Raw genomic sequence first — 23729 nt, 5'->3', positions numbered from 1 at the left:
CTTGTCGGTGCCACCCTGCCCGGAGGACGTCACGTTGGATGTCTGGGTTTGTTCTGTCATTGGATTACCCATCAGGTTTTATGACCGGTGTCGAGTTTGCGTTCAAGGTTCTGACTGTAGCGGGATATGCCGAAGCAAAAGACCCAGAAACAGAAAGCGACAAAGACATAGCCTTCGATGGCAACGTTTTGCCACGCGGGGTCAGTCACAGTGGACTGGACCGTACCAAGCACATCGAAGAGGCCGATAATCAGAACCAGCGTGGTGTCCTTGAACAGTGAAATGAAGGTATTCACGATTCCCGGAATCACCATTTTCAGCGCCTGGGGAAGAATAACGAGCCCCATCTTCCGCCAGTAGCCGAGCCCGAGTGCATCAGCTGCCTCATACTGGCCCCGCGGAATGGCTTGCAGACCACCCCGGATGACTTCCGCCATATAGGCAGACTGCCAGAGTGTGATACCAATCAGGGCCCGTGCCAGTTTTTCGAAGTTGACGCCTTCAGGGAGGAATAGCGGCAGCATCACCGAGGCCATAAAAAGCACTGTGATCAGGGGCACCGCCCGCCAGACCTCGATGAACACCACGCTCAGACCACGAATGATCGGCATCTCCGAGCGCCGTCCAAGGGCCAGTAGAATGCCAATAGGCAGAGAGGCGAGGATGCCGATGTATGCGAGAATCAGGGTCAGCATCAGGCCGCCCCATTTTGTGCTCTCGACAACCTCAAGGCCGAACGTGCCGCCGGGTATCAGGAAATACCCGATGATGGGCAAGCCGGTCATGCCGAAAATCCCGAGCCATTTGCGGCCAGGGAACCGCTCGATGAACTGGGGTACAAACGCAATGGCCAGCAGCAGGAACATGGCGTCCACACGCCACTGCAGCTCATCGGGGTAGAACCCGTAAATGAAGAAATTCAGACGCTGACTGATAAACAGCCAACAGGCGCCCGCGCCAGTACAGTCACTCGCATCCTGGCCCTGGAAGTTCGCTTCGAACAGCAACCAGTTCAGCAGGGGGCCTACACTGGTCACCAGCAAATAGCCAACCGCCAAGGTCAGCAAGGCGTTGTACCAGGTTGAGAACAGGTGCTCTCGCATCCACTTGATCGGACTGAGCGCCTTCTTGGGTGGTTTCATGGTTGACTCAGTCATCATCGCTCCTTAATCGCCACAGCCCGGTTGTAGATATTCATGAACAGCGAGATCGAGAGGCTGATCGTGAGATAAACCGCCATGGTGATCGCTACAACCTCGACCGCTTGCCCGGTCTGGTTAAGGGTCGTGCCCATGAAGACTGCAACGAGATCCGGATAGCCGATGGCCGTCGCAAGGGATGAGTTCTTCGCCAGGTTCAGGTACTGACTGGTTAATGGCGGGATGATGACGCGCATTGCCTGCGGTATCACAACCAGGCGCAACGTAAGTCCGTTAGGGAGTCCCAGCGCTTTGGCCGCTTCCGTCTGGCCCTTGCTCACTGACAGGATACCGGACCGAACTATCTCTGCGATAAAACTGGCCGTGTACAGCGACAACGCCACCCACAGGGCGGCAAGCTCGGGAATGATGGTAATACCACCACCAAAATTGAAGCCCCTCAGTGCGGGTACTTCCCATTCGAGCGGGCTGCCTGCGGCGAAGTAGGCAATTGCCGGCAACAGGACCAGTAGTGCAACACCAACCTTGAAGGTGGGAAAGATCTGGCCAGTAGCGAGCTGCCGCTTTTTGGCCCAGATTCGAATGCCAACAACTGCGGCAATGGCGATTGCCAGAGCCCCCCAGACCAGCCCAAAACCGTCCTGTGCCAGGGGTTCCGGGACATAAAGCCCGCGGTTGTTGAGAAACATGGTACCGCCCACATCGATACTCTGGCGCGGCGAAGGCAAGGCGCCCAGAACGGCGAAATACCAGAAAAAGATCTGCAGCAGTAACGGGATATTCCGGATGACCTCGATGTAAACGAGGGACACCTTGGCAACCAGCCAGTTACTGGACAGACGGGCCACGCCGATGATGAATCCGAGAATCGTTGCAGCAACGATGCCCATTGCGGAGACCAGGAGGGTATTGGTCAGGCCAACCCAGAAGGTTCGGCCATAGGTCATGGTGGCATCGTAAGGGATCAGGCTCATGATGATGCCGAAACCGGCAGTCTCATCAAGAAAGCCGAAACCGGTGCTGATGCCCCTGCTCTCCATGTTGGCGAGCGTGTTTTCTACCAGTGTCCAGCCAGCCCAGAAAACGAGGGCTATGGCGACAACCTGGAAAAAGAGTGAACGTACCCGGGGGTCATACCAGGGCTTGGGCCCCGCAGGTCTTGAATCAATTGTTTGTTTTTTCATGCAATGTTCCGAAAGGCTTCCCTGCAGCTGACTTCATCAGAGATCACCGGAGCGCCGCTTGCGAGGCGCCCAGGTGTGCTTTCAGGTGTTACCGGACTGGCGGGGCATACATGATGCCGCCATCGGTCCACAGGGCGTTGATACCCCGATCCAGACCGAGCGGTGTGTCCGGACCTACATTGCGGTCGTACATTTCGCCGTAGTTACCCACGAGTTTCACAACCTTGTGACCGAAGTCGTCAGGCAGACCAAGCTTGGCACCCATGTCGCCATCCGTGCCCAGCAGGCGCTGAATGTTCGGATTATCAGACTTCAGCATGTCGTCAGCATTGGCGCTTGTGACGCCCAGTTCTTCGGCGTTGATCTGCACTGAAAGCACCCACTTGACGATGTTGAACCACTGGTCATCGCCCTGACGGACGACCGGACCGAGAGGCTCTTTGGAAATGGTGTTCGGGAGGATCGTTGCCGCGCTCGGGTCCGGCAGTTTGGAGCGCAGTGCCGCCAGCTGGGAGCGGTCAGACGTCAGAACGTCGCAGCGTCCCGCAGAGAAACCCTGAACGGTTTGCTCGGATGTGTCGAACACGATCGGCTTGAATTCCATGCCCTTGGCACGGAAGTAGTCGGACAGATTGAGTTCTGTGGTGGTGCCCGCCTGGATACAGATTGAGGCACCGTCAAGCTGGGTTGCATCGGTAACCCCGATATCCTTGTTGATCAGGAAACCCTGGCCGTCGTAGTAGTTCACGCCCGCGAAGTTGAGACCCAGCGAAGCGTCACGGGTCAACGTCCAGGTGGTGTTCCGGGAGAGCATGTCGATTTCACCGGACTGCAGTGCGGTAAAACGCTCTTTTGCAGTGAGGGGCGTAAATTCGACTGCGGAGGCATCACCAAAGATCGCTGCAGCTACGGCGCGGCAGGTATCAACGTCGATACCGGTCCAGTTGCCTTTTTCATCAGGCTGGGAGAATCCCGGAAGACCGGTGGTAACACCACACTGCAGGTGCCCCTTCTCCTTGACGTTCTCCAGAGTCGTGGCGGCCATCGCACCAGTAGCCGAGAAGGTACCTACGGCCAGAGCAATCCCCAGGGCAATCGATTTCGTCTTTCTCATTGTCTTTTCTCCGAACATCAGTTGGTTTTTCGAGACGCATGGACTCAGCAATTTGCGAGCCATACATCTTAAACCCATGATTTGTATTGTTTTTATCCGCCACCAGGGCGTTACAGACAGATCTGAAACGAGGTGACGCTGCTTCATGCACTGATACAGTGCCCTCATTGCGACTCCATGCGCCAGAAAAAGGCAGCATTGGAGCCGTGCCCCTTAAAAGTAGAACAAGGTTCGGTAAATGAACTAGTTTTTATGCAAATTTATTCGGAAATTTTGAAGACGGGTGGCTCTTCATAGGTTTCGAGGCGTTTCAACCAGCCTGGCAGCCAGCGCTCTCGTTCGATGGGATCTTTTGCGTTCTCAGCTCTACGCGTGAGAACAGTAGCGGCCGCCTCCCGAAGCTGCTCGAGGGCACTGCGGTCAGGCGAGCCCGACATTTCCAGCAGCACCTGCAGTAGCCCCCAGCCCTGATCGTTGTAGCGTTCCGTGGGTGAGAGCCCCTCTCCCTTGAAATTCACATAGTCGATGATGGCGTAGACGCCGCCGGGGGTCTGACTGAGCGCTTTCACCCTGTTAGCCACTTCTGACTTTCGATCGTCCGGAGCGGACTCAATGATTTTTCCAAGCGACTGCCTGGCCCGCCGGAATATAAATTCAGCCTGGATCCCCTGGGTGCCGGCCAGAAACTCCCGCAGTTCCGCCAGCCGGGGCGAGTCTTCGACGGCCACGAATTCCGCTTTTTCGCTCCAGGGAGCGTCGAACGGCTCCAGAGCCAGCAACCATTCGGGAATATTGACTTGCCGTTGCTCCATGTATTCCATCAGCGCGGGAAAGCTCTCGACAAACCGACCTTCAACGCCCTTCGGATACCAGATGAAGTGCCCGATACCGAGCGAAGGGAACGCTTCACCATCGTTCCAGTGGACCAGGCACTGGAAACGACCTGCGCATTCGTTCCGGAAAATCTGTTGACCGACCCAGTCCAACTGCGCGGAGGTCAGCGCCAGGGAAACATCTACATCGGGACTCTCCGACGCGGACAGATCCTGGGACTCAGGACCGGGATCCATAGCCTCATTCGCAGAGTCACAACCAACGAGTGCGAAAGCCGTGATCAAACCAAATAATGCAAACGATCTACCTAACACCAGCGCCTCCGGGAAGGTCAAAATTGCTAGCGATCACTCTACAGCATGTTCGGCCAGTCTTGCTTTGATGTCCTCTGGAATCGGCAAGGCTTTCTCTGTTTCATAGTCAAAATGGATCAGCACGGCGACGCCCCGCGCTATCTGCTTATCGCCCTGCCAGGCTTCCTGAACCACATGGAACGAGGAATTGCCGATTTTGCCGATACCCGTTTTGATCTTGACCGGAATATGCCAGTAGCTCTGGGCCAACAGGTCGATTTCCAGGCGCGCAATGATCAGCGGCCAGGTCTCCGCCTCAAGGGTGGGATGGAAAATCCGGAAAACCGGCGTTCTGGCCTGCTCGAACCAGACTGGCAGACTGGTATTGCTGATATGCCCAAGGGCATCGGTATCGCTGAAACGTGGTTCCAGTTCCAGATGAAACATGGTGGCTTCCCCTTTTCTGAAAACCGCCTACTATACACCGGCCACACGCAAACAACCCAGATCTCCGACTAAGGAACGATACGCAGAAGCTGCCCGTCGGCGCTGTCGGTAAGCAGATACACTGCGCCCTCAGGTCCGGTGGCAACATCCCGAATCCTCTCGCCACGCTCATGGAGCATCGTTTCCACGTCGCTTGCTTGCCGTCCGGAGAGCCTCACCCTGTGCAGACTTTTCTCCGCCAGCGCTCCGACTAGCAGGTCACCCTGCCAGCCCGGAAACAGTTCGCCCCGGTAGCGGGTCATCCCTGAGGGCGCGATAGAAGGCGTCCAGTGCAGCAGAGGTTGCTCCATACCCTCCCGTTCAACAAAGGGCGTGATCATTGCACCGGTGTAGTCTATGCCGTGAGTGATCACCGGCCAGCCATAGTTTTTTCCCGGCTCTATCAGGTTAATCTCATCCCCACCGCGCGGGCCGTGTTCATGGGCGATCAGCAGGCCCTCAACGGAATCGTAGACCAGCCCCTGAACGTTGCGGTGCCCGTAACTGTAGATTTCTGGTAGAGCGCCTTCCTGGCCGACGAAGGGATTATCCGCGGGGGCGGAGCCATCCGCATGAAGGCGGACAATTTTGCCCAGATGACTGGAGAGGTTCTGCGCCTGCTCACGGTAGTCGAAACCGTCGCCCAGAGTCACAATCAACGTACCATCGGGAAGCCAGGCCATACGGCCGCCATAGTGCGCACTTCCCTGTTTGGCGGGTTGAGCCCGGAATATCTCGACAACATCCGTCAGCGCGGACCCCTGCAACCGACCCCGGGCAACGCAAAGGTGATTCGCAGAGGCGGTGCCGCAGGCATAGGCGAGAAAAACCTCCCGGTTGATCTCGAAGTCTGGCGACAGCAGGACATCAAAAAGGCCAGCCTGGGCATCATTGTAAACCGGCGGCACTCCCGTAATCGGCTGCTCGCTCAAGGCCCAATTAGCGGCGATTCGCCGCAGTCGCCCTGCCCGCTCGGTTACCAGGGCGCCACCGTCTGGGAGAAATGCCAGGGACCAGGGATGTTCAAGGCCCGACACCAGGGTTTCAACGGAATAGCCGTCGGCAGACTCGGCCTCAACCGGCCCCGACTGCCAACCAAGGCCAACGGTCAGAAAGCAGACCGCGACAACGGGAACTGAGAAGCCGCCGGTCGCTGCTCTGCGAGGTTCCGTCAAACGGGCAAAGAGCCAACCGGCGAATGCCGCTGTCAGCAGCATTGCGAACAGTCCACCGGTGGTTCGGGTTGCCGCAACGAGCGTCGGCATTGGCAAGAGTGCGTTGACAGTTGCAAACGCAACCCACAAACCGGCGCCTCCCGCCAACACAAAAAGCGGAGATCGCGAACCCGGCCCCACCAGACGGGCAAGGCCTGCCGCAGTCATCTGGGAAACCAGGAAACTCACTCCAAAGAGGATCCCGTAGACAGGCGCGAAGGATCCCAGGTCATGAATCGTGGCGGAGAGTCGTGCCTTGGCGTCGATCTGAACCCCCAATTCCTGAAGCGCCAGCAGGTTGAGCTGAGTCTGCACCAGGGTCCCGATAACGACACCGACCACGAGCGCAATGACAAAGCTCACCAGGTTTCTTTTGTTTTTGTGTGTGCCAGCCATCCTGTCGCCTCCGGAGTTTTACCCTTTATACGAACCATTCTGTCAGATACAAACACAAAAAAGCCGGAGCATCACGCTCCGGCTTTTTGGCGGCAGGTTCACCCTGCACATTTACTGCTCCACAAAGGCCCGTTCAATCACGTAATGCCCCATGTCGCCGCCCCGGGCTTCCTTGAAACCCATATTGTTCAGGATGGCGCAGGTGTCCTTGAGCATGCTCGGGCTGCCGCAGATCATGAACCGATCGTTTTCCGGATCGAAGTCCGGCAAGTCCAGATCACGGGTAATCTTCCCGGTTTCCATGGCATCGGTCAGCCGGCCCCGGTTGCGGAACTCTTCGCGAGTGACGGTGGGATAGTAAACCAGCTTGCCCTTGACCATTTCGCCGAAGTATTCGTTCTCCGGCAATTCCTCAATTTCCTTCTGATAGGCCAGCTCGGACACGTAACGAACGCCATGGGTCAGGATCACCTTATCGAAGGCCTCGTAAACCTCTGGATCCTTGATGATGCTCATGAAGGGGGCAAGCCCGGTACCGGTGCTGATCAGCCAGAGGTTCTTGCCCGGCAGCAGGTTATCCAGAATCAGGGTACCCGTTGGTTTGCGGCTTACCAGAATTTCGTCGCCCACCTGAATCTTCTGTAGACGGGATGTGAGTGGGCCGTCCTGCACCTTGATCGAGAAGAACTCAAGCTCTTCCTCGTAGTTCGCACTGGCAATACTGTAGGCGCGCATCAGCGGCTTGCCCTCGGTCTCCAGACCGATCATGACGAAATGACCGTTTTTGAAACGAAAGCCCGGATCACGGCTTGTGGTGAAGCTGAACAGGGTATCGTTCCAGTGATGGACGCTGGTAACTTTCTCTTTGATCAGGTTGCTCATGTAAACCTCTTGCCTGTTCGATACGCTGTTTTAAGGCGAATGATTTAACTTTGGATTGCGCTCAGTCTAACCCGGCACTAACCTATCGGGAAAATGGGATATTCTCATAACCTTATTCGAGTAAACCGATTAAGAGCGAAAAGTTATGAAATACAGTTTCCGACAGCTGGAGGTTTTCCTTGCAGCGGCACACTTCCAGAACATTACCCGGGCCGCCGAATCGCTGGCCATGTCGCAGTCAGCAGCCAGTAGTGCACTTAAAGAACTGGAGAATCAGTTCGATATCCAGCTCTTCGATCGCGTTGGCAAACGGCTTCAGTTAAACGAACTCGGGCGACTTTACCGCCCCAAGGTGGAAGCCGTCTTGGCCCAGGCGAACGAACTGGAACAGGCCTTCAGCAAGCACACGGAAGTGGGTGCGCTCAAAGTAGGTGCCACGCTTACTATCGGAAACTATCTGGCCGTGGGTGTCATGGCCCAATACATGAATACCCCTACACACCCCAGAGTCTCTCTGGAAGTGGCCAACACAAGCACCATTGCCAGACGAGTCAAGGACTTTGAGTTGGACATCGGGTTGATTGAAGGCGAATTACAGTCACCTGAGCTGGATGTGTTGCCCTGGCGAGGTGATGAACTGGTGGTGTTCTGCTCTCCGAGCCATCCTCTTGCCGGCAAGAACTCTCTCTCCGACGAGGACCTGCGCAGCGCCACCTGGATCATGCGGGAGCCAGGGTCAGGAACCCGTCAGAGCTTTGAACGTGGCATGCACGGGCTGCTGCCGGACCTGAACGTCCTGCTGGAACTTGAACATACGGAAGCCATCAAGCGGGCGGTAGAAGCAGACCTGGGCATTGGCTGCCTGTCTGAAGTGGTGCTGGCCGATGCCTTCAAGCGAGGCAGCCTGGTACCACTGACCGTGCCCGAACACCGGCGATTCGATCGGCAGTTCTACTTTATCCTGCACAAGCAGAAATACCGCAGCGCCGGCATTGACGCCTGGATAGAGCTCTGCCGGCAGTTACGCTGAAACCGGCCCACTGTGGAACCGGAACTCCGTATCCGGCTCTTCAACCAATGCTTTCTCAAGCGCCAGAAAATCCCCCACGCGCGCCTCAATCGGCCCACCTGCAGCCTGCTCGGCCAGCGCGAGGTAATCCTGATAATGGCGGGCTTCGGATTTCAGCAGGCTGGTGTAGAAGTCCGCCAGCTTCTCATCCAGAAATGGCGCCAGGGCAGCAAACCGCTCACAGGAGCGCGCCTCGATGATTGCGCCCACGATCAATACATCCACCAGACGTCCGGGATCTTCGGTGCGAACTGCCTGTCTCAAACCGGCAGCGTAGCGGGCCGGCGTCAGGTGACAATACTCCACGCCCCGCTTTTTCATGATCGCCAGCACCTGCTCGAAATGCCTCAGCTCCTCACGGGCCAGCCGGGACATCTTGTTCAACAGGTCGGTGTTGTCGACATAACGGTACATCAAACTCAGCGCTGTGGAGGCGGCCTTTTTCTCGCAGTGGGCGTGATCAATCAGCATCAGATCCTGATTCGCCAGGGCGTTGTCGATCCATTGTTGCGGGGTCCGGCACGGCAGGAAGTTGTGAATCTCTTGCAGGGCGTCGTTCATGGCTAAGCACATTGGTTAATTGGCGGCGGGCGAGTATATCGCACTTAACAGATTCCTCCGACCTCTGTCCAACTTAACTTTATAAGGGGTTTCCTATAGAATGCAGCGCCAGATTGAGGAGTCTCTGAATAAACCCTGAAACCCCATCGGTGATTTGAGGCATTATTCAGAGGCTCCTGCGGCCTTTCCGCCAAAAACCGCCCGCCAAGGCATGAAGCCAACGGCGCGGGACATTCCAACTGATGAGGGTCCATATCGTGTTAGAAGCCTATCGTGAACACGTTGCTGAACGTGAAGCTCTGGGTATTCCTCCCAAGCCCCTGAACGCCGAGCAAACCGCTGCTCTGGTCGATCTGCTGAAAAACCCGCCGGCCGGCGAGGAAGATACCCTGGTGTATCTCCTGGAAAACCGTGTGCCGCCAGGTGTGGATGAAGCCGCCTACGTGAAGGCCGCTTTCCTGACCGCCATTGTGAAAGGCGAAGCGTCTTCTCCGCTGCTGGACAAGCAGACAGCGGTCAAGCTGCTGGGCATGATGCAGGGTGGCTATAACATCGCGACTCTGGTCGACCTTCTGGATGACTCCGAACTGGCCGAACTGGCCGGTGAGCAGCTCAAGCGTACCCTGCTGATGTTCGACGCCTTCAACGACGTGAAGGAAAAGATGGACGCAGGCAACCCCGTTGCCAAGGCAGTCATTGAATCCTGGGCCAACGGCGAGTGGTTCACCAACAAGAAGAAGGTACCCGAGAGCACCAAGATGGTGGTGTTCAAGGTTACTGGCGAAACCAACACCGACGATCTGTCACCGGCTCCGGACGCCTGGTCACGCCCCGACATCCCGCTGCACGCCCGCGCTGCCTACAAAATGGAGCGCGACGGCCTGAAGCCGGAAGAGCCCGGCGTTACCGGCCCCATGAGCCAGATCGACGAAATCAAGTCCAAGGGCCTGCCCGTTGCCTTTGTTGGTGATGTTGTCGGTACCGGTTCTTCCCGTAAGTCCGCCACCAACTCTGTTCTGTGGTTCTTCGGTGAAGACATCCCGGGCGTGCCCAACAAGCGTGCCGGTGGTGTCTGTATCGGTAACAAGGTTGCTCCGATCTTCTTCAACACCATGGAAGATGCCGGCGCCCTGGTTTTCGAGGCTCCCGTTGACAACATGAACATGGGCGACGTGATCGAGATCCGTCCGTACGAAGGCAAGATCCTGAACGAAGCCGGTGAAACCATCTCCGAGTTCAAGTTCAAGTCTGATGTGATCCTGGACGAAGTTCAGGCCGGCGGCCGTATCCCCCTGATCATTGGCCGTGGCCTGACTGCCAAGGCTCGTACAGCACTGGGCATGGGCGCGACCGACCTGTTCCGCCTGCCGAAAGATCCCGAAGCCGGCACCAAGGGCTTCACCCTGGCCCAGAAGATGGTCGGTAAGGCCTGTGGCCTGGAAGAAGGCAAAGGCGTTCGTCCGAACACCTACTGCGAGCCGCACATGACCACCGTAGGTTCCCAGGACACCACCGGCCCGATGACCCGGGACGAGCTGAAAGATCTGGCATGTCTGGGCTTCCAGGCTGATCTGGTTATGCAGTCCTTCTGTCACACCGCTGCCTACCCGAAGCCGGTTGACGTGGAAATGCAGCACACCATGCCGGACTTCATCCGCACCCGTGGCGGTGTTTCCCTGCGCCCGGGCGACGGCATCATCCACTCCTGGCTGAACCGCATGCTGCTGCCGGACACCGTCGGCACCGGTGGTGACTCCCACACCCGTTTCCCGATGGGCATCTCCTTCCCGGCCGGTTCCGGCCTGGTTGCGTTTGCCGCTGCCACCGGCGTAATGCCGCTGGATATGCCGGAGTCTGTTCTGGTTCGCTTCAAGGGCGAAATGCAGCCCGGCATCACCCTGCGCGACCTGGTACACGCCATTCCGCTGTACGGCATCAAGCAGGGCATGCTGACCGTTGAGAAGAAAGGCAAGATCAACGAGTTCTCCGGTCGCATCCTGGAAATCGAAGGCCTTGAGCACCTGACCGTTGAGCAGGCGTTCGAACTGTCTGATGCCTCTGCCGAGCGCTCCGCAGCCGGTTGTACCATCAACCTGTCTGAAGACTCCGTAGCCGAGTACCTGCGCTCCAACATCACCATGCTGCGCTGGATGATTGCCGAAGGTTACGGCGACCCGCGTACCCTGGAGCGTCGCGCCCAGCAGATGGAAGAGTGGCTGGCTGATCCGAAGCTGATGCGTGCCGACAAAGATGCCGAGTACGCCCACGTTATCGAGATCGACCTGGCTGACATCAAAGAGCCGATCGTATGCTGCCCGAACGACCCGGACGACGCCAAGTTCCTGTCCGAAGTGGCAGGCGACAAGGTGGACGAAGTCTTCATCGGTTCCTGCATGACCAACATCGGTCACTTCCGTGCCGCTGGTAAGCTACTTGAACAGCACAAGGGTCCGCTGAGCACCCGCCTGTGGATGTCTCCGCCGACCAAGATGGATCAGGCCCAGCTGATGGAAGAAGGCTACTTCAACACCTACGGCACTGCCGGTGTTCGCACCGAAATGCCGGGCTGCTCCCTGTGCATGGGTAACCAGGCGCGTGTAGCACCGAAGTCGACGGTTCTGTCCACGTCCACCCGTAACTTCCCGAACCGCCTCGGTGATGGTGCCAACGTGTACCTGACCTCTGCGGAACTGGCAGCTGTGGGTGCGGTTCTGGGCAAACTCCCCTCCCCTGCGGAGTACATGGAGTACGCCAAGGACCTGAACAGCATGTCGAAAGAGATCTACAAGTATCTCAACTTCGACCAGATGGAGAACTACACCAAGAAGGCTGCCGAGGCGAACGTTGCCTAAGCGCTGACCTTCAGGTCTAGCTCCACAAAAACGCCAGCCCTCGGGCTGGCGTTTTTTATGCCTGCTTACATACCCGGGACGCCCACATACTCAGTCGATAATAAGCCTCACCAGAATCGCAGCCACCATAACGAGGGTAATCCCCTTGATCCAACGTGCGCCGCGTTTGCTCATATTGACCCGGGTAGCGATAAACGCACCGGTAACGTTGCCCAGTGCCAGGGTCAGGCCCACGCCCCAGCGCACCTGATCGTTAAGGGCGAACACTACCAGTGCTGCAAAAGTAAATGGCAGCACGATCGAGACCTTGAGAACGTTCACCTGGCGCAGGTCGATCTTGAGCATGTGGTAAAGCACCACAAGGAAAAGCACTCCGACACCAACCTGAATGAATCCGCCGTACATGCCAACCACGAACATCGCCAGGTAGACAGCCGGACCCAGGCGCTCAGGCGTCAACGGACGGGTATTGAGAACGGGCTGCGGCAACAGCATGAAGACAGAGGCGCAAATCATGGCCGCCACGAGCACCCATTCGAACACCGTATCGGAAACCCAGGTAGCGACCCAGGCACCCACAAGGGAGCCCAGAACCGCTGGAATCGCCAGGTGCAGGCTGACAACAAGGTTGCCATGCCCCATGCGGTAGAAGCTGCCTACCGCAGTGACACTCTGCAAGGTTATCGCCACCCGGTTCGTGCCGTTGGCCACCTGGGGCGGCAGACCGAGAAACATCAACAGGGGCAGGGTCAGCATGGAACCGCCGGCTGAGAGAACATTAATAAAACCGGCAATGCCGCCGATCGTCAGCAAAGCCCCGATTTCCAGAACAGTCACTCAGCGCGCTCCATCCAAGCTTGGGGGATACGACAGTAGACCCCTCGATAAGGAATCATTATGACTAAAAAAAGGACTCCCGAAGGAGCCCTTTTCACTTCTGATAACGCTTTTCAAGCGTTTTTTTACCGTTCGATGTGCTGGTACTCACCGGCATCGGCGGTTACCGAGCTCACTACCAGGATTGCGATGAACGCCGCAATGAAGCCCGGAATAATTTCATAGACACCCGGGCCACCCATGAACGAGCCGTTCCAGCCCAAGGAGATCCAGATAATGACCGTGGCGGCACCGACAACCATACCCGCAATCGCTCCCGCACCATTGGTGCGCGGCCACATCAGCGACAGGATGATCAGCGGGCCGAATGCAGCACCAAAGCCTGCCCAGGCGTTGGCAACCAGCGCAAGAACCTGAGAGTCCGGGTCGGAGGCGATGAAGGCTGCGACGAGACCGACGAGGACAACGCACACCCGACCAATATTCACGCATTCCTTATCGGTTGCTTCCTTACGCAGGAACAGGCGATAGAAGTCTTCTGTCAGCGAGGAGGAAGACACCAGCAGCTGACTGGAAATTGTACTCATAACCGCCGCCAACAAGGCTGCATACAGGAAGCCAGTAATCAGGGGATGGAACAGCATATCGGACAGAATGATAAAGATGGTCTCAGGATCCTGGATGTCCATACCATTGCGAATGGCGTAGGCGCGACCAAAGACACCCAGTGAGATCGCACCGATCAGGGAGATCAGCATCCAGCTCATGCCGATGTTCCGGGCAACCGGCACATCCTTCAGGGTACGGATGGCCATAAAACGCACGATGATATGGGGCTGACCAAAGTAACCCAAACCCCAGGTAACCGCAGACAGCCAACCTATGAAGGTCAGGCCTTCCGTCCAGGACAGCAGTGTCGGATCGACTTCATTCAAAGTTTGTGACGCCTGGGCAAAACCACCGCCACCTTCGCCAAACAGCACAACGGCCGGCATAATCACCAGCGCCAGCATCATGATGCAGCCCTGCACAAAGTCCGTCATGCTCACGGCCAGGAAACCACCTACCACGGTATAGGCCAAAACCACACCCAGGGTGATGACGATACCAACTGCGTAATCACTCAAGCCACCGAAGTTGAAAATCCCGGAGAACGCGCTTTCGAACAGCTTGCCACCGGCAACCAGACCTGACGCCGTGTACACTGCGAAAAAGATAACAATGACGATCGCAGATACTGTTCTGAGGGAAAGTGCCTGCGTCGGGAAGCGGTTCGCCAGGAACGATGGAATGGTAATGGCATTTCCGTAGTGAACGGTCTGCTCACGAAGCCGTGGCGCAACCAGCGTCCAGTTAAAGAATGCCCCCACGAGCAGGCCAATACCGATCCAGGCCGATCCGAGACCGGAAGCAAAAAGCGCCCCTGGCAGCCCCAGAAGCAACCAGCCACTCATATCAGAAGCGCCGGCTGAAAGCGCAGCAACCTTCGGACTGAGGGCTCGACCGCCCAACATATAGTCCTCGGATGAAGAGGTAGCTCTGCGCATGGCATAAACGCCAATGGCGATCATGAGCGCAAAGTAAGCAAATAGACTGATCCAAACACCAATAGCCATAAGGGCTCCTCCGGTTTAATGAGTCGGAATAGATCCGCTCGCAAAGCACATGGCTGACCTTCTGCCAACTCGCTGCACTATTCTTCTTTTGTTCCCGAATTCCATCTCAATTGAAGCAGGGATTTTTCCTTGTGGTAATTCCCTGAACCTGAGTGCGCAAAGGGCATTTGCGACTCTCACCCCGCACCGGGCTTCAGTCGCTATAAGTTAGTATTAGTGCGGATTTCAGGCTTACGAAATCCTACGATTCTTTTGCACAATCCTACGGGACTAATGAACTGAGGGGCCAAATCAGGCCACACTCTCGCCAACCTGTAATCGTGACGGCGTGGTCCCCTTGTATTTCCGCAAGGCATTTGTCAGCGCGCTTTGCGACGAGAAACCGGTTCGATAACTGATTTCAGACACCGTAAGGGTCGTTGTTGCGAGAAGGTGCGCCGCCTGATCCAGGCGCGTCTGTAACAGAAACTGGTGCGGCGTTATGCCTGCCAGGTCCCTGAACACCTCATGGAACCGGCTGACACTGAGGCAAACCTCTCCAGCCATGTCTTCAACGGTGATCTTCTTATGGAGATTTCTGAGGATGAAGCGGCGGATTGCATCAGGGCTGATCGCATTCCGGTTTGACGTGAAGGACTGGCCATCCGTGATCCGGTCAGCCATGCAGTAAAGAATGCTTGAAGCCAGGTGCTGCTGGAGCGTTACATGATTGGGCGCGCGATCAAACTCGCCAGCGGCGAACTGGACAAGACCGTGCAGGCGACTATCCATCTGCAAGGTTCGCGGCTTTTCAAAGACCCGCATCATGCGCTCATAGTCGGCGTGAGCCGGAGAATTAACGGCGGGTGCAAGCGGATCCAGATTGATGACCAGAACATGGTTCTTGTCATTACCACGATAATCGTGTCGGGCCTCCGTAGGCACCAGATAAGCCCGCCAGGTGTCCAGGTAGGCCCCTGCTCCATCAACGCTCAACTCGGCTTCTCCACGCACCCCGATGACAATCTGGTGGTGCTCATGCCAGTGCTGATGCGCGGCCGTGGGAAGCTTCAGAAGTTTCGCGTTAACCATTAAAACTGCCAGCGTTTAACTGAGAATGTTCCTCAATTAAAGCAGAACATTACAGAAAGTGCACGAATGGAACAAAAACGGCGGCAAAACCAGAGCATTTGTCGGACTTGAAACTATTGACCATTGACCCACCGGTTCAAAAGGCCCGACACCTGATCAGACACCTCTGAGAGCGGACGAGCGGCATCAATCACGTGATACCTGGCGGGCTGTGCCGTCGCCCTGGCAAGATAGGCATCCCTTATTCGCTGGAAAAAATCCAGATCTTCCTGTTCAAAGCGATCCAGTTCACCCCGCTTGCGAGCTCGGGCCATGCCTGTGTCCACGGGGGCATCCAGAACGATAACGTGGTCCGGACGAATGTCACCCTGAACAAGGGTTTCAAGCAAGGCGATTCGTTCTTCGGGAACGCCCCGACCACCACCCTGATAGGCAAAGGTCGCATCGGTAAAACGGTCGCACAGGACCCACTGGCCTCGCTCCAACGCTGGAAGGATCCGCGTGTGGAGATGCTGCGCTCTGGCCGCGAACATCAGCAGCAGCTCGGTAATTTCATTCACCGGCTCGTCCCGGGGTGCCAGTAGGAGCTCGCGGATGGCCTCAGCCATGGGCGTGCCTCCTGGCTCACGGGTAACAATATAATCAAGACCCATCTGATCCAGTGTGCTGGCGGCGTTGGTCAACTGGGTCGACTTGCCAACGCCCTCGGTGCCCTCAAATGTTATGAACTGTCCCCGCGACTTCATCCGGCATCCTCATCAGAATCGGCATCCTGTGGCGCCGGCGAGGAACGGTAATCCTCACGTCGGTTTAGCTGAAACTCTCGCACCGCCTTCTGGTGCTCCGAGAGTGTGCGAGAGAACTTGTGGGTGCCATCACCCCGGGCGACGAAGTAAAGTGCATCGCCTTTGTCCGGGTGTAGCGCTGCGTGAATGGATTCACGCCCCGGGAGGGCTATGGGCGTGGGAGGTAATCCATTGATTCGGTATGTGTTGTAAGGCGTATAGGTACGCAGATCCTTACGACCAATCCTGCCCTGATAGCTGTCACCCATGCCGTAAATGACCGTGGGATCGGTTTGCAGCCGCATCCCCTTCTGAAGACGACGAACAAATACGCCCGCAACCTGATCCCGCTCATGGGGCGCCCCGGTTTCGCGCTCCACGATCGAGGCCATGATCAAAGCTTCATAGGGAGTGTCGTAAGGGAGCCCTTCTTCCCGCGCTGCCCACTCTTCGGCCAATACGGTTTCCATCCGGTTGAAGGCCCGCTTCAGAAGATCAAGATCCGATTCGCTACTGGTGAAAGCGTAGGTATCGGGAAAGAACCGACCCTCGGGATGCTCGCCTTCGGCGCCAACAGCCGCCATGATCTGCTCAGTGGTCCACTGGCCGGTCACTTTCTCCAGCCGCTCGGCCCGGGCCAGTGCTGCTCGCATATCCTTGAATGTCCAACCCTCGATAAACTGCACATACCAGTGTTTGGTATCGCCGGACACCATGGCACCGATCATGTCCCTGGGGCTCATGCCGTCGACAAATTCGTACTCGCCAGCCTTGATCCTGGTTTGTCCAGGCTCAAGCCGACCATAGAGCCTGAGCCACAACCGGTCTGAAACCAGTCCTTTAGACTCAAGTCGGCCAACTACTTCAATAAAAGAACTGCCCTGGGGAACGTTAAAAAGCAGCGGCTCTTCGAGCATCACCGGCTTGTTCAGGCCTTGCAGACCCTGCCACACCCAGAGACCGGTTCCTGCCGAGGCAAGGACGGCGACACAAACGCACGCAAGCAATAACTTCTTGAGCAAACGATTTATTCCAGTGTTTCGAGAGGATTGAAGATTGTCGCAAGTCCGCCATCGACAGGCAAATCATGACCGGCGATAGTGCGAACCGGAACAATACCCAGCACGCTGTTGAGCAGAAACAGTCCCTGGCAATCTGGACCAAGCACATCGTTTACTGTTACTGGACGCTCTGTCACCGTATCCCCTCTTTGCCTGAGACGCTCCAGAAGCCACTGTCTGAGCACACCGGCAACCGCCAGGCTCGATGCTGGCGGTGTCACCCAGCAACCACCCCGGCGAAGCAGAAGATTGGTGCGGGTGCCTTCGACCAGATTGCCGTCGCGGTCCGCCATGATCACCTCGAATAGAGAAGGCCCGAGATCAGAGGCCGCCAGGACCTGTTCTATCCGGTTCAAAGACTTGATCCCCGCCAGCAATGGATTAACGGTCAACGGCACTTTGGAGACATCAACCGCAACACCGGCTGGATCAGGCACAGGTGGCAAAGGTGAGGCAGAAACCATCAGGTTAGGCTCCATGCCAGGGTCCGGGCGATACCCTCGCCCGCCACTGCCGCGGGTCAGCGTCAGTTTCAGAACCCAGTCTTCCGAATTGAAACGATCAGCGAAACGTTGCGCCGCCTCGACGCAAACGTTGGCGAGTTCCTTCCGGGAAACCTCGATTCCAAGGCGCGCGGCGTCACGAACCATTCGCTCCAGGTGGCGGGATAAAAGTACACCCCTGTGCTTGGACATCCGGATAGTTTCGAACAGCCCGTCACCATAGGCCAGACCACGATCACCGGCAGGCAGGCCGCCCTCATCTGCCCAGTAAAGACGAAACACGACGAGTGTCAGCCTTCGTAGCGACGGAAAATCAGGGTTCCGTTGGTACCACCGAATCCGAACGAGTTGGACAGCGCCACTCGAACATCGGCCTGACGACTCTTGTGGGCCACAAGATCCAGATCGCATCCTTCATCAGGATTATCCAGATTGATGGTGGGCGGCAGCACGCCATCGCGTATGGCCAGTACCGAGAAGATCGCCTCAACAGCACCGGCTGCGCCAAGAAGGTGCCCGGTCATTGATTTGGTACTGCTCATGGCCAGCTTTTCAGCATGTGCGCCGAATACTCTCCGAACAGCAGCCACTTCGGCGACGTCTCCGACCTGGGTGGAGGTGCCGTGGGCGTTGATATAGTCAATCTCGTCGGCGTCGAGGCCAGCGTCACGCACGGCATTGGCCATGGAACGGGCCGCGCCCTCGCCATCCTCCGGCGGCGCGGTGATGTGGTGGGCATCATCGCTCATGCCAAAGCCGACCACCTCGCCGTAGATCGTGGCGCCCCGCTGTTTCGCGTGCTCAAGTTCCTCAAGAACCACCACGCCGGCACCGTCACTGAGTACGAAGCCGTCCCGATCTTTATCCCACGGTCGACTGGCCTTTTCCGGCTCATCGTTTCGCGTGGACAGGGCCCGGGCGGCGGAGAAGGCAGCCATGCCGGTTCGCGTGGTCGCCATTTCAGACCCACCAGCCAGCATGACTTCGGCGTCACCGTAAGCAATCGTACGGGCAGCGTAGCCAATGTTGTGGGTGCCGGTGGTGCAGGCGGTGACAATCGCAATGTTCGGACCGCGATAGCCAAAGCGGATGGCAGCATTACCGGAGATCATGTTGATAACAGAGGCCGGCACGAAAAACGGGGAAACCTTTCGAGGACCGGACTTGTCCATGGTAAGAACGCTTTTCTCGATGTACTCGAGGCCACCGATGCCAGAGCCAATGGCAATACCGACGCGCTCGCGGTCAAGCCTGTCAAAAGATTCGAGGCCACTGTCGTCCACCGCCTGTTGGGCGGCAATCAGGCCGTAATGGATAAAGGCGTCGAGTTTCCGAGCATCCTTGGGGGACAGGTAGGGCTCCATATCCAGATCCCGGATGGCCCCTCCAATCCGTGTGTTGTACGCCGATGCGTCAAAGCGGTCGATCATACCAATCCCGCTACGTCCGGCCTGGATGGCTTGCCAGGACGACTCCACGCTATTGCCGACCGGAGACAGCATGCCCATGCCTGTGATGACAACTCGCCGTTTAGTCATAACCTGTTACACCTGATCTTGTCCGAATGAATCTGAACGCAGATTGAACCTGATTTTCAGCCAATAAAAAAGCCGTCCCTCGCTGTTTCACAAGGACGGCTTTTTGCCTGGCTTTCTTAAATGCAGAGTATCAGGTGTGCGCGACGATGTAGTCGATCGCGTCCTGAACACTTGTCAGCTTCTCGGCTTCCTCGTCAGGGATCTCGGTTTCGAATTCCTCTTCCAGTGCCATAACCAGCTCAACGGTGTCCAGTGAGTCAGCGCCAAGATCCTCTACAAAAGAAGATGAGTTCTGAACTTCGGACTCTTTAACGCCCAACTGTTCACAAACGATCTTCTTCACGCGCTCTTCAACTGTACTCATAATGTCCTCACTTTGTGTGTCAACCAAGCAACTCAAGTGCTGCCAGTTTAGTTTAAACCCTACCTGCAAACAAGCAGGGATTCTGATAAACATGTTGTGCGACAAGGAGTTGCGCACAGACCCCCACAGGGGGTTTATCCCATGTACATTCCGCCGTTCACGTTGATGGTTTCACCCGTCACGTAACCGGCTGCATCGGATGCCAGGAAGGCGACCACGGCGGCCACCTCTTCCGGCTCACCCAGACGACCCGCGGGTATGATTTCCAGCATAGCCTCGCGCTGCTTGTCGTCCAGTTTTTTTGTCATATCAGTGTCAATAAATCCCGGAGCCACGCAATTCGCGGTGATACCCCGATTCGACATTTCTTTGGCCAGGCTTCGGGTGAATCCTTCAACGCCGGCCTTGGCAGCGCAATAATTGCCCTGCCCCGGATTGCCCATGCCGGCAACCACGGAACTGATGTTAATGATCCGACCCCATTTCGCCTTGGCCATGCCGCGCAGAACAGCCTTGCTGGTGCGGTAGACGCTGGACAGGTTGGTTTCCAGAACCGACGCCCAGTCCTCGTCTTTCAAACGCATCAGCAGGTTGTCGCGGGTAATACCGGCATTGTTGACCAGAATCAGAGGCGCACCTGACTTCTCCGTCAGCGCCTTGAGGCCTGATTCAATGCTGGCAGGATCTGCAACGTTCATGACCATGCCATAGCCTTTGAAACCGGCCGACTGGAGGTCTTTGGTGATGGACTCGGCACCGGCCTCGCTGGTTGCGGTGCCAACAACTTCAGCGCCCTGCTCGGCCAGCGCACGGGCAATCGCCTGGCCAATGCCACGGGTCGCACCGGTTACCAGTGCAGTTTTACCTTCCAGAGACATGAATAACTCCCTTTCGTTTCAGGACTGACCGAAGGCGTCCAGCGCCTTAGTCAGCGAGTCCGGATCTTCGATACCGTGTACGGCCAAAGTCCGGTCGATGCGTTTGGCAAGTCCCGCCAGCACTTTGCCGGTGCCGCATTCAACAGCGACCTCAACACCATTGGCAACAAGAGTACGTACAGAATCCGTCCATAGTACCGGTGAATAAAGCTGCTTGAGCAGATTGGACTTCAGTGTAGCGGATTCGGTCTCGGCGGCAGCGTTAACATTTTGTATGACCGGGATGACAGCATCATTAAAACGCACATCTTCCAGGGCTTTGGCCAACTCTTCAGCAGCGCCTTTCATGAGTGCGCAATGGGATGGCACGCTTACAGGCAATGGCATGGCCTTCTTCGCGCCTTTTTGCTTGCAGGCTTCAATAGCCCGATCGACTGCGGCTGCCGAGCCAGCAATAACCACCTGACCAGGGGCATTAAAGTTTACCGCAGATACCACATCGCCCTGCGCCGCATCCTGACAGGCGGCCACAACGGCATCATCCTCAAGACCAAGGATGGCTGCCATCTTCCCTTCTCCGGCCGGCACAGCGTCCTGCATGAGCTCACCACGCAGGCGAACCAGTTTGACCGCTTCAACAAAATCGAGGCTCTCTGCCGCCACCAGGGCGCTGTACTCTCCCAGACTGTGACCGGCGAGAAAATCGGGAGAACCACCGCCGGCAACAAACCACTGCCGCCAGAGGGCAATACTGGCAGTCAGGAGCGCAGGCTGCGTCACCATGGTTTTATTCAATTCCTCCGCAGGCCCCTTCTGGCAGAGATCCCAGAGGTCATAGCCGAGAACATTGGAGGCTTCGGAAAAGGTTCTATCGATAATGGGCCAAGCTTCAGCGGCTGCTGAAAGCATACCCACCGATTGCGACCCTTGTCCTGGAAAAATAAAGGCTGATTTCATAAGCGGGATCTTATCGTCATTGGGTGGTTACGTGAGATTAGCCAATAGTACAAGTTAGGCCAATTATCCGCGAATGCGTGGCCAAACCGGGACAGACTTTAGTCTCAGGCACTCAAAGCATGAGATCGTCGAGACGCTCGTTGATACGGCGGGGCACTTCCAGCTCAACCTCCCTGACAGCCTGACGAATAGCCGACAGCATGGCGCGCTCATTGGCATTTCCATGGCTCTTGATCACCACACCCTGGAGGCCGAGCAGGCTGGCACCGTTGTGCCGGGAAGGATCCATCAATTGCAGAAGCCGACCAACAATCGGCCGGGCCAGCAGGCCGACCAGCCTGCCGTAGAGGTTCCGGGTGAATGCCTGCTCCATCAATTCGATCAGCAGACCTGCAACGCCTTCCCCGGTCTTCAGGGCGATGTTGCCAACGAAGCCGTCGCAGACAACTACATCGGCCACATCGCGAAACAGATCACTGCCTTCCACATAACCAATGTAGTTAATGCTGTCGCACTGGGCCAGCATATGAGAGGCCAGACGGACCTGCTCATTACCCTTGATCTCTTCTTCGCCAACGTTCAGCAGTGCAACCCGCGGCTCTGCCTGGCTGCAGATGGCAGAAGCCATCAGTGACCCCATCAGCGCGTACTGATAAAGATTTTCGGCAGTGGAGTCGACGTTGGCACCAAGATCAAGAACATGGCAACGTCCACGAAGCGAAGGAATCAGTTTGGCAATGGCCGGGCGCTCGATACCCGGATACATTCGGATAATGGTGCGACCAAAGGCCATCAGCGCGCCGGTGTTACCGGCACTGACACAGCCCTGCGCCTCGCCGTCCCGGACAAGACCCAGCGCAATGGCCATGGAGGAATTTTTCTTGTGGCGAAGTGCGTGGGAGGGCCGCTCGTTCATTCTGACCACATCCGCCGCTTCGACAATGCGGATTCTGGCATGCCCTTCACGCAACAAAGCCTCAAGCTCGCTCCGGATTCCCACCAGAACGATGCTCAAGGCTTCGTTTTCACGCACCGCCTGCAATGACGCGGCAACCACAACGGCTGCGCCGCGGTCGCCACTCATGGCGTCAATCGCGATGGTGACCGGCTTCACCGTTCTGCCATCCGATTCCTGGCGATGCATAGCGGCAACGAGATTACTCGTCGCGTGCTTCGATTACCTGCTTGCCACGGTAAAAGCCGTCCGGAGACACGTGGTGACGACGATGTACTTCACCTGTGGTCGCATCAGTGCTCAGAGCAGCGGCGCTCAGGGCGTCGTGTGAACGGCGCATGCCACGCTTGGAACGGGTCTTACGGTTTTGCTGTACAGCCATGATTATGCTCCTGACCTGTTAACGTAAACTTTGTCTTGCTGAACAAGTAACGTCTGTTCGTTAAATGTGCGCCGGCTTCCCAAGGGAGACCGCGCCCGGTTAATGCTTTGTCTTTTTGAGTTCCGCCAGAACACTGAACGGATTCTCGCCCGATTTTCTTACCGGCTCTGCCTCGGAGCCATCAGGCTCAAATGCTTCCAGATCTTCCCGAGCAGGGCATTCATCCCGTTCGTGAAGCGGAAATGGTGGCAACACCAGCAACAACTCGTCTTCCACCATGGACCAGAGATCCGCGGTGAAGTCATCGGTCAAAAACGGCTCAAGCTCTTTCGGTAGCTGTTGGGCCTGCTCGTCACTGGAGACCAGCCCCAGGGTGAACCCGGACTCCAGAGTCACACTCATAGGACCCATACACCGCTGACATTCCAGATCCACGGGAGCGGTCAGCTCACCCGACACCACGCGACGCCGTTCACCATCCATAAAGAAAGACAGTTTTACCCGGCACGCGGCACCTTCCGAGAACCCGAGAACCGCTTCGCGAAAACGGCCTAGCCCGCTGATAGGAATCTCTCCCTCCAGTGTGCTGTTCTGTTCCGCTAACCGGTAAGGATCAACAGATTTGGGCAACTCGGCGTTGGACGCGTTTGACATAGGCGCGCAATTTTAGGGGCGCAGCCCTCTGGTGTCAAAGACTTCGTTGCTTTTTCACGGGGGTTCCCGTGCAGATAGGTGTA

23 protein-coding genes are annotated in these 23729 nt (G+C 56.8%); 2 read left to right on the top strand and 21 right to left on the bottom strand.

Going from position 1 to position 23729, the window contains the following annotated elements:
• Positions 1–71 precede the first annotated feature (71 nt).
• The 7 genes from ABNF92_RS18315 to ABNF92_RS18285 all read right to left on the bottom strand — a co-directional run bounded on the left by ABNF92_RS18315 (position 72) and on the right by ABNF92_RS18285 (position 7563).
• Positions 72–1157 (bottom strand): amino acid ABC transporter permease, encoded by a 1086-nt coding sequence (locus tag ABNF92_RS18315; RefSeq protein WP_069183293.1) that lies wholly within the window; start codon positions 1155–1157, stop codon positions 72–74.
• Complete coding sequence (locus ABNF92_RS18310; protein ID WP_153633560.1) at positions 1157–2344, bottom strand: amino acid ABC transporter permease; 1188 nt, start codon at positions 2342–2344, stop codon at positions 1157–1159. The genes ABNF92_RS18315 and ABNF92_RS18310 overlap by 1 nt, the downstream gene beginning before the upstream one ends.
• Before the next feature lie 88 nt (positions 2345–2432).
• Positions 2433–3458 (bottom strand): amino acid ABC transporter substrate-binding protein, encoded by a 1026-nt coding sequence (locus tag ABNF92_RS18305; RefSeq protein ID WP_069183291.1) that lies wholly within the window; start codon positions 3456–3458, stop codon positions 2433–2435.
• Positions 3459–3718: 260 nt separating this feature from the next.
• On the bottom strand, positions 3719–4528 hold the full coding sequence (locus ABNF92_RS18300; protein ID WP_227549551.1) for a hypothetical protein: 810 nt from the start codon (positions 4526–4528) through the stop codon (positions 3719–3721).
• Positions 4529–4639: 111 nt separating this feature from the next.
• Positions 4640–5032, bottom strand: a complete 393-nt coding sequence (locus tag ABNF92_RS18295) for a thioesterase family protein (RefSeq protein WP_136631969.1) — start codon at positions 5030–5032, stop codon at positions 4640–4642.
• A 68-nt stretch (positions 5033–5100) separates the two neighbouring features.
• On the bottom strand, positions 5101–6681 hold the full coding sequence (locus tag ABNF92_RS18290) for a PQQ-dependent sugar dehydrogenase (RefSeq protein WP_349342944.1): 1581 nt from the start codon (positions 6679–6681) through the stop codon (positions 5101–5103).
• Positions 6682–6792: 111 nt separating this feature from the next.
• Positions 6793–7563, bottom strand: a complete 771-nt coding sequence (locus ABNF92_RS18285; RefSeq protein ID WP_069183288.1) for a ferredoxin--NADP reductase — start codon at positions 7561–7563, stop codon at positions 6793–6795.
• A gap of 145 nt (positions 7564–7708) precedes the next feature.
• Between ABNF92_RS18285 and ABNF92_RS18280 the strand changes: the two genes are divergently transcribed.
• Positions 7709–8593 carry a LysR substrate-binding domain-containing protein gene (locus ABNF92_RS18280; protein ID WP_349342943.1) on the top strand — a complete coding sequence of 295 codons (885 nt, stop codon included), beginning with the start codon at positions 7709–7711 and terminating at the stop codon, positions 8591–8593.
• Here the strand turns inward: ABNF92_RS18280 and miaE are convergent.
• Positions 8585–9193 (bottom strand): tRNA isopentenyl-2-thiomethyl-A-37 hydroxylase MiaE, encoded by a 609-nt coding sequence (gene miaE / locus ABNF92_RS18275; RefSeq protein WP_349342942.1) that lies wholly within the window; start codon positions 9191–9193, stop codon positions 8585–8587. The two genes, ABNF92_RS18280 and miaE, sit on opposite strands and share 9 nt — an antisense overlap.
• 257 nt (positions 9194–9450) lie before the next feature.
• Here miaE and ABNF92_RS18270 point away from each other — a divergent pair, with 257 nt between their 5' ends.
• Complete coding sequence (locus tag ABNF92_RS18270; RefSeq protein WP_069183680.1) at positions 9451–12045, top strand: bifunctional aconitate hydratase 2/2-methylisocitrate dehydratase; 2595 nt, start codon at positions 9451–9453, stop codon at positions 12043–12045.
• 90 nt (positions 12046–12135) lie between these two features.
• Here the strand turns inward: ABNF92_RS18270 and ABNF92_RS18265 are convergent, their stop codons facing one another.
• From ABNF92_RS18265 to ABNF92_RS18205, 13 genes are all read right to left on the bottom strand, one after another.
• Positions 12136–12882, bottom strand: coding sequence for a sulfite exporter TauE/SafE family protein (locus tag ABNF92_RS18265; protein WP_153633564.1), 747 nt, complete (start codon positions 12880–12882; stop codon positions 12136–12138).
• Positions 12883–13007: 125 nt separating this feature from the next.
• On the bottom strand, positions 13008–14498 hold the full coding sequence (gene putP / locus ABNF92_RS18260; RefSeq protein WP_222464765.1) for a sodium/proline symporter PutP: 1491 nt from the start codon (positions 14496–14498) through the stop codon (positions 13008–13010).
• Positions 14499–14789: 291 nt separating this feature from the next.
• A complete protein-coding gene (locus tag ABNF92_RS18255; protein WP_349342941.1) occupies positions 14790–15569 on the bottom strand; it encodes an AraC family transcriptional regulator in 780 nt (259 codons plus the stop codon).
• A 113-nt stretch (positions 15570–15682) separates the two neighbouring features.
• Positions 15683–16315 (bottom strand): dTMP kinase, encoded by a 633-nt coding sequence (gene tmk / locus ABNF92_RS18250; RefSeq protein ID WP_136631974.1) that lies wholly within the window; start codon positions 16313–16315, stop codon positions 15683–15685.
• A complete protein-coding gene (gene mltG, locus ABNF92_RS18245; protein ID WP_069183281.1) occupies positions 16312–17376 on the bottom strand; it encodes an endolytic transglycosylase MltG in 1065 nt (354 codons plus the stop codon). The genes tmk and mltG overlap by 4 nt, the downstream gene beginning before the upstream one ends.
• Positions 17377–17381: 5 nt before the next feature.
• Positions 17382–18200: an aminodeoxychorismate lyase gene (pabC, locus tag ABNF92_RS18240; RefSeq protein WP_349342940.1), complete on the bottom strand. Its 819-nt coding sequence runs from the start codon at positions 18198–18200 to the stop codon at positions 17382–17384.
• An 8-nt stretch (positions 18201–18208) separates the two neighbouring features.
• Positions 18209–19456 (bottom strand): beta-ketoacyl-ACP synthase II, encoded by a 1248-nt coding sequence (gene fabF, locus ABNF92_RS18235; protein WP_209396942.1) that lies wholly within the window; start codon positions 19454–19456, stop codon positions 18209–18211.
• Between the two features lie 130 nt (positions 19457–19586).
• Complete coding sequence (acpP, locus tag ABNF92_RS18230) at positions 19587–19820, bottom strand: acyl carrier protein (protein ID WP_008174976.1); 234 nt, start codon at positions 19818–19820, stop codon at positions 19587–19589.
• Positions 19821–19954: 134 nt separating this feature from the next.
• A complete protein-coding gene (gene fabG / locus ABNF92_RS18225) occupies positions 19955–20698 on the bottom strand; it encodes a 3-oxoacyl-ACP reductase FabG (RefSeq protein WP_069183278.1) in 744 nt (247 codons plus the stop codon).
• A gap of 18 nt (positions 20699–20716) precedes the next feature.
• Positions 20717–21655, bottom strand: coding sequence for an ACP S-malonyltransferase (fabD, locus tag ABNF92_RS18220; protein ID WP_291906953.1), 939 nt, complete (start codon positions 21653–21655; stop codon positions 20717–20719).
• Between the two features lie 112 nt (positions 21656–21767).
• Positions 21768–22799 (bottom strand): phosphate acyltransferase PlsX, encoded by a 1032-nt coding sequence (gene plsX, locus ABNF92_RS18215; protein ID WP_222464770.1) that lies wholly within the window; start codon positions 22797–22799, stop codon positions 21768–21770.
• Between the two features lie 13 nt (positions 22800–22812).
• The gene (gene rpmF / locus ABNF92_RS18210) at positions 22813–22992 is read right to left on the bottom strand and encodes a 50S ribosomal protein L32 (RefSeq protein WP_008174968.1); all 180 of its coding nucleotides are present in this window, start codon (positions 22990–22992) and stop codon (positions 22813–22815) included.
• A 99-nt stretch (positions 22993–23091) separates the two neighbouring features.
• Positions 23092–23646, bottom strand: coding sequence for a YceD family protein (locus ABNF92_RS18205; RefSeq protein ID WP_349342939.1), 555 nt, complete (start codon positions 23644–23646; stop codon positions 23092–23094).
• Positions 23647–23729: the final 83 nt, after the last annotated feature.

The sequence above is a fragment of the Marinobacter sp. MMG032 genome, assembly GCF_040112695.1.
Lineage (GTDB): Bacteria > Pseudomonadota > Gammaproteobacteria > Pseudomonadales > Oleiphilaceae > Marinobacter > Marinobacter salsuginis.
This window is presented reverse-complemented; position numbering and strand designations above follow the sequence as displayed.

Bases quoted from the DNA above. Each gene is read 5' to 3' on its own strand.
- ABNF92_RS18315 (WP_069183293.1), bottom strand. From the start codon at position 1,157: ATGACTGAGTCAACCATGAAACCACCCAAGAAGGCGCTCAGTCCGATC.
- ABNF92_RS18310 (WP_153633560.1), bottom strand. From the start codon at position 2,344: ATGAAAAAACAAACAATTGATTCAAGACCTGCGGGGCCCAAGCCCTGG.
- ABNF92_RS18305 (WP_069183291.1), bottom strand. From the start codon at position 3,458: ATGAGAAAGACGAAATCGATTGCCCTGGGGATTGCTCTGGCCGTAGGT.
- ABNF92_RS18300 (WP_227549551.1), bottom strand. From the start codon at position 4,528: ATGGATCCCGGTCCTGAGTCCCAGGATCTGTCCGCGTCGGAGAGTCCC.
- ABNF92_RS18295 (WP_136631969.1), bottom strand. From the start codon at position 5,032: ATGTTTCATCTGGAACTGGAACCACGTTTCAGCGATACCGATGCCCTT.
- ABNF92_RS18290 (WP_349342944.1), bottom strand. From the start codon at position 6,681: ATGGCTGGCACACACAAAAACAAAAGAAACCTGGTGAGCTTTGTCATT.
- ABNF92_RS18285 (WP_069183288.1), bottom strand. From the start codon at position 7,563: ATGAGCAACCTGATCAAAGAGAAAGTTACCAGCGTCCATCACTGGAAC.
- ABNF92_RS18280 (WP_349342943.1), top strand. From the start codon at position 7,709: ATGAAATACAGTTTCCGACAGCTGGAGGTTTTCCTTGCAGCGGCACAC.
- miaE (WP_349342942.1), bottom strand. From the start codon at position 9,193: ATGAACGACGCCCTGCAAGAGATTCACAACTTCCTGCCGTGCCGGACC.
- putP (WP_222464765.1), bottom strand. From the start codon at position 14,498: ATGGCTATTGGTGTTTGGATCAGTCTATTTGCTTACTTTGCGCTCATG.
- ABNF92_RS18255 (WP_349342941.1), bottom strand. From the start codon at position 15,569: ATGGTTAACGCGAAACTTCTGAAGCTTCCCACGGCCGCGCATCAGCAC.
- tmk (WP_136631974.1), bottom strand. From the start codon at position 16,315: ATGAAGTCGCGGGGACAGTTCATAACATTTGAGGGCACCGAGGGCGTT.
- fabF (WP_209396942.1), bottom strand. From the start codon at position 19,456: ATGACTAAACGGCGAGTTGTCATCACAGGCATGGGCATGCTGTCTCCG.
- acpP (WP_008174976.1), bottom strand. From the start codon at position 19,820: ATGAGTACAGTTGAAGAGCGCGTGAAGAAGATCGTTTGTGAACAGTTG.
- fabG (WP_069183278.1), bottom strand. From the start codon at position 20,698: ATGTCTCTGGAAGGTAAAACTGCACTGGTAACCGGTGCGACCCGTGGC.
- fabD (WP_291906953.1), bottom strand. From the start codon at position 21,655: ATGAAATCAGCCTTTATTTTTCCAGGACAAGGGTCGCAATCGGTGGGT.
- plsX (WP_222464770.1), bottom strand. From the start codon at position 22,799: ATGCATCGCCAGGAATCGGATGGCAGAACGGTGAAGCCGGTCACCATC.
- rpmF (WP_008174968.1), bottom strand. From the start codon at position 22,992: ATGGCTGTACAGCAAAACCGTAAGACCCGTTCCAAGCGTGGCATGCGC.
- ABNF92_RS18205 (WP_349342939.1), bottom strand. From the start codon at position 23,646: ATGTCAAACGCGTCCAACGCCGAGTTGCCCAAATCTGTTGATCCTTAC.